Origin of the sequence: Actinomadura rubrisoli (assembly GCF_004349215.1) — a bacterium.
GTDB lineage: Bacteria > Actinomycetota > Actinomycetes > Streptosporangiales > Streptosporangiaceae > Spirillospora > Spirillospora rubrisoli.
The window spans coordinates 1-5,420 of sequence record NZ_SMKU01000487.1; the positions used below are offsets into that span (position 1 = coordinate 1).

The window sequence follows — 5,420 nt, forward strand, 5'->3', positions numbered from 1 at the left end:
GCCCACCGAGCTCTACACGAGCCTTATCGTCGGCAGCGTCAGTTGTGTATAAGAGACAGCCCGGGCCCCTGCCCGGCCCCTCGCGGAACCCTCGCAGGACCCTCGCGGGACCCCTGCCGCCCCGGACGCGGCACCACGCGGCCCCCGGCAGAATTGGGGGATGGCCCGCCTGGTTCCCGTCTCCGACCCCGCCGACCCGAGACTCGCCGACTACGTCCGGCTCCGGGACGTGAACCTCCGCAAGAGCCTGGAGGCCGAGCACGGCCTGTTCGTCGCCGAGGGCGAGAAGGTGATCCGCCGCGCGGTCGGCGCCGGGCACGCCGTCCGCTCGCTCCTCATGGCGCGACGCTGGGCCGAGCCGCTCTCCGACCTCCTGGACGGCCTGGACGCGCCCGTCTACATCGCCGACGACGCGACCATGGAGGACCTCGTGGGCTTCCAGGTCCACCGCGGCGCCCTGGCGTCCCTGGAACGCCTGCCGCTCCCGACCGTCGACGCCCTCGTCTCCGGCGCCGCCGGACGCGCGGCCGCGGCCGCCGCCGGGCCGCCGCGGCGCGTGCTCGTCCTGGAGGATCTCGTCGACCACGGGAACGTCGGCGCCATCTTCCGGTGCGCCGCCGCGCTCGGCGTCGACGCGGTCGTCCTGTCGCCGCGCTGCGCGGACCCGCTCTACCGGCGCGCGGTGAAGGTCTCCATGGGCGCCGTGTTCGCCATCCCGTACGCCCGCATGACCGACTGGCACGGCGACCTCGGCAGGCTGCGCGCCGCGGGCTTCACCCTGCTCGCCCTCACCCCCGACCAGTCGGCCGTCCCGCTGGAGAAGGCGTCGCTGGACGGCCGCGTGGCCCTGCTGCTCGGCTCGGAGGGCGGCGGCCTGTCGTCCCGCTGGCTCCACGAGGCCGACGAGGCCGTCCGCATCGGCATGAGCCCGGACGCCATGGCCGCGGGCGTCGACTCGCTCAACGTCGTCGCGGCCGCCGCCATCGTCTGTCACACCCTCGCTCAGGGCTGACGGCTCACTTGGCGAACATGCCCCGCTTGCTGCGGCGGTGCGTGCCCCTCGCGCGCCGCGCCGCCGCGTCGGCGGCCGCCGAGTTCCGGCGGCCCAGCCGCAGCTGGGTCAGCAGCAGCGAGAACGCCACCAGCAGCGCCGCCAGCCAGGCGATCTGCGTGCTGGCCATCCGCTCGAACGTGAGGTCCTGCGCGACGGGCGCCTGGTTGCCCCGCAACCGGCTCTCCGGCGCGGCGGCGTTCGGGCTCGGCGCGACCGACGGGCTCGGCGCCGCGATCGGCGGCAGCGCCACCTGCGGGTTCTGGTTGTTGAACGAGGAGTTCGGCGACGGAAGGACGCCGCCGCTGGAACCGGTCCCTCCGCTGCCCGTGCTGCTCCCGCCACCGCTCGTCCCGGTGTTGCCGCTGCCGCCCGTACCGTTGTTGCCCGAGTTCCCGCCGGACCCTCCGCCCCCCGCCGTCTTGGACGGCGACGGAGACGGCGTCTTCGAGGGCTTGGGCTTCTTGGGCGGCGGCGGCTTGACGATGGGCCTGAAGGTCGCGGAGGCACCGTCAGAGTCGCTCTGCGCCTTCTTCTCCAGCGTGCCCTTGACCGTGACCTTGAGCGTCACCGTGATCGGCTTCTTGAGGGACTTCGGGACGGTGACATAGGACGTGAGAACCTTGCCCTTGTCGGTCACCTTGCCGAGAGTGCACGCGTCCGCCCGCGCCGGAGGCGGACAGCCTTCCGTGACGGTCGGCTTCACCGCCTTGTTGGACGCGGTCACTTTGACGGCGGTGACATGGACGTCCGTCGCGACACCGGCGTTGGTGGTGACCGTCGTCGTGAAGGGAATCGACCGGCCCGCTGTGGTGGGACCGCCCGCGGTGACCACCACCGACAGGGCAGGGGTCACCACCGGGTCAGTGGGGTTGGACGTATTGGTGGGCGGGCTGGGGGTCGGCGTCGTGCCCGCTGTCGAGGAGCTGGAGGCCGCGGCGAGCACCGCCGCCGTGCCCAGTCCTACGCAGATCGGTTTCACCGCCGATCGTGAGACCACCGCCGCCGCACCTCCGTCGCATCGCCATTGAGCGCCTGAGCCTCGGATGGCCGTACCCCTGGGGCCGTCACCGGAATCATGCGAACACGGATTTACGGCTCAAATCAACCCCGGTGGCCCGGCCTTGTCGATCAGATGAACTCCTCGCGGAGGTCCTCGATCTCCGATCCGGGTGCCCAAGCTTGCCAGATCCCCTGGTCGATGCGGTCGAGCCCGAGCCTTTCGGCAACGGGGGCGCGTCCCCCGGCGTACTCGACCCTCAACCAGGTTTCGTGCTCACCCACTATCACGAACCGTTCGCCGCGCCAAACGCAGGTCGTGCGAATGTACCGCAGATCCTCGATCTCCGACGCCGGGACGACGCGCCGGAAGCGTCCCGCGCGCAGCTCCTCGAACCCGTCGGTCGGCTCGGGCGCGTACAGCCGGATCTCGCCGTCGGCACCCGGCGCGGCCTCGAAGTCGCGGCCGAGCCAGCGCGCGACGTAGCCGTCCCGGATCACTGGGCCGCCTCCGTCCGCCCGTCCCAGCCGTCGGGGCCGGTCGCCGCGTCCGGCCGCAGCCAGGCGAGCCTGTCCGGGTCGTACATGGCGATGAAGCGCTCAGACCGATCGTTGCCGAGGTAGTACATCTCCGCGCCGTAGGGGAGCCGAACGCTGTCGACCTTGTATTCGCGGATCGAGCCCGCGCTGCCCGGCGCGAACCCGGTGCCGAGGAACGGCGGGCGCTCGATCACCCATCCGGCCTCGCCCCAGGTGGCCATCTCGTCCTCGTCCCGTCCGCCGAACGGGACCCGGTACAGGTCGGGGCAGTACGCCGGCCACCGGATGACGTAGACGCCCTCGTCGGCGGGCGAGAACGAGGAGTCCTCGTACAGCAGCCCCAGCGCCTCGTACAGCTGGATGGGCGTCTGCAGCTCGGTGACGTCGCCCGTGGGGTGCACGAAGCCGCCCACCCGGTCGTACCCCTGTTCCAGGTACCAGCCGACGTGCCCATGCGGGACGACCTTCTGCATGATGGTCGGCTGCAGGACGCGATCGGCGTCGAGGTCGGCGGCGGTCTGCGGTACGGGACGCGCGTTCGCGTACGGCTGCGCATCGGAATACGCGTCCGCGTCCGCGTACGGTTGGGCGTTCGCGTGCAGCTGCGCGTTCGCGTGCGGCTGCGGCGCCGGGCTCTCCGTGTACGTCTCCGCCTGTTGAGGCGCGGCGAACGACTCGGGCGCCCCCACGTCCTGCACCGTGGCCTGCGGGGACGGCTCGCCGAGGGACGGCTCGCGCGGCGGCGGCGCCTCGGGCCTGCGCTGGACGAGCCCGACCCGGACCGCCCACTCGCTGAGCGACCGCACCTGCTCGCCGCGCAGGGACGCACCGATGCGGGTGCCGGGATTGAGCAGCATCGCCCATTCCTCGCGGGGCCACGAGCCGATCAGCTCCCGGAAGTCGGCGTACACGAACCGCGACTCCGGCAGCACCTCCCGCAGTCGCACCAGGGACGTGAAGACCTGCACCGCCGCCTCGCCGCGCAGCGACGCCTCCCAGCGGAACTCGCGCTGCACGGGGGTCACTTCGAGCGGCGCGTCCTGCGGGATCGGCACCAGCACGTTCGCGGCCAGCAGCACCCGCAGGAACGCGTCGGAGTCGCCGCTCAGCGCCGCCTCGTACAGCTCCTGATCGATCCGGTTGCCCGGCTCGAACTCGGGCTCCACGGGACGCGCCGGCTGGACGTTCTCCACCGGCTCGGGCACGTCCCGCGCACCAGGCGCGTTGGACGCGGTGGACGGGTCAAGGGCGGCCGGACCATCGCGCGTCTCCCGCCCCGGACCGTCCCGCCCCGGAACGCCTTGCGTCGGAACGCCCGGTGTCGGGACGTCCTGCGCTGGAACGCCTTGCGTCGGAACGCCCGGTGTCGGGACGTCCTGCGCTGGAACGCCTTGCGTCGGAACGCCCGGTGTCGGGACGTCCTGCGCTGGAACGCCTTGGGTCGGGACGTCCTGCGCTCGGGCGTCGTGCGCCGGAACGCCTTGGGGCGGAGCGTCTCGCGGTGGGACGTCTTGCGCCGGACTGTCCTGCGCCGGAACGCCTTGCGTCGGGACGCCTTGCGCTTGGATGTCCTGCGCCGGGATGCCTTGGGACGGATCGTCCTTTGGTCGGGCGTCTTGTGCCGGGATGTTCTGCGCGGGGACATCCCGCGCCGGGACGTCCTGCTTTGGAACGCCTTGGGCCTGGACGTCGTGTGATGGGACGTCCTGCGATGGGGTGTCTGGTGTTGCGGGGATGGCTCGGGCTACGGGCACGTCCGGCGTTGCGGGGGGTGTGGGCGTCGCGGCCGCTGGAGAGACGTCGGCCTCGGACGGGATCTCGGGCGCGGGGGAGGCGGCGTGCGCCGGTGGTCTGGGCGCATCGGCAGGGGTGGGCTCCGCGGGCACGTTCCGGGGCGGGCCGCTGAGGGCCCGCACCTGCTCGCCCGGCATCGTCGCGTCGATCGGCGTGCCGGGGTTGAGCACCAGGGTCCAGGTGACGTCCGGCCAGGCGGACACCATCTCCAGCAGGCTCGGCATCACGAACCGCGAAGACCCGATCGCCTCGTTCATCCACTTCAGCGACGTGAACAGCTGGATGGAGACCTGGCCGTGGACGTTCACCGGCCGCCAGGGGAAGTCCGCGTCGTCTGGCGCGATGCCCCACGGTGTCTCCGGGTCGGCCGGGACGAGAACCTGCGCGCCCAGCAGCACCTTGAAGAAGGTGTCGGTGTCGCGCCGCCGCGCCGCGTCGAGGAGCCGCTGCTCCACGTCGTTCTGCGGCTCGAACCCGTCGGTCATGCGCTGCGCGGCGCGCTGGTCGGCCCATCGGGCGAGACCCGGCAGTTGCTGCGCCAGGATCGTCCCGCCCGCGGGAGAGCCGGAGTTGATCGCCAGCAACCACTCGTGGTCGGGCCAGTAGCGCAGCACCACGGTGAACGGCAGCTTGATGTACTCGGTGCCGCCCCCGGCCGCCCGCGCCGCCTCGATCAGGCGCTCGGGCGAGGTGAACACCGGGACCACCGTCCCGCCGTCGGCCTCCCTGGTCTGCCAGGGGAAGCCGGGACGGCCCGGACGCAGCGTGTAGTCCATCTCCTCGGGGATGGGCAGGAGCACCTCGGCGCCCGCCATCGTCTGGAGGAACAGGTCGTGGTCGTTGTTCGCCGCGGCCCGCAGCAGCTCCCGCTCGACCTCGTTGGCGGGCTGGAACTCCTGCCGGAGCTCTTCCCGGGGCAGTTCGCGATGCTGCTCCTGCAGCTCTTCCCACGGCGCGCCGTCGTCCTCGCCGGGCAGCGGCTGCGCGGCGGCGGGCGCGGTCGGCGCGGCGGGCGCGGTCGCTTCGGGAGGCGCCG

Annotated in this window: 4 protein-coding genes; 1 reads left to right on the forward strand and 3 read right to left on the reverse strand. The window is 72.5% G+C overall.

The window, feature by feature from the left end:
• Positions 1–160 precede the first annotated feature (160 nt).
• Positions 161–1,012 carry a TrmH family RNA methyltransferase gene (locus E1298_RS43620; protein WP_131903257.1) on the forward strand — a complete coding sequence of 284 codons (852 nt, stop codon included), beginning with the start codon at positions 161–163 and terminating at the stop codon, positions 1,010–1,012.
• A 4-nt stretch (positions 1,013–1,016) separates the two neighbouring features.
• Here the strand turns inward: E1298_RS43620 and E1298_RS43625 are convergent, their stop codons facing one another.
• The 3 genes from E1298_RS43625 to E1298_RS43635 form a co-directional block, all read right to left on the reverse strand.
• Positions 1,017–2,051 (reverse strand): hypothetical protein, encoded by a 1,035-nt coding sequence (locus tag E1298_RS43625; protein ID WP_131903258.1) that lies wholly within the window; start codon positions 2,049–2,051, stop codon positions 1,017–1,019.
• A 131-nt stretch (positions 2,052–2,182) separates the two neighbouring features.
• Positions 2,183–2,551 carry a hypothetical protein gene (locus E1298_RS43630; RefSeq protein ID WP_131903259.1) on the reverse strand — a complete coding sequence of 123 codons (369 nt, stop codon included), beginning with the start codon at positions 2,549–2,551 and terminating at the stop codon, positions 2,183–2,185.
• Positions 2,548–5,420, reverse strand: a 2,873-nt coding sequence (locus tag E1298_RS43635) for an SseB family protein (RefSeq protein WP_131903260.1), incomplete at its 5' end; no start/stop codon positions are given. The genes E1298_RS43630 and E1298_RS43635, both read right to left, overlap by 4 nt.

Coding starts and splice junctions, on each gene's coding strand:
- E1298_RS43620 (WP_131903257.1), top strand. CDS start 161: ATGGCCCGCCTGGTTCCCGTCTCCGACCCCGCCGACCCGAGACTCGCC.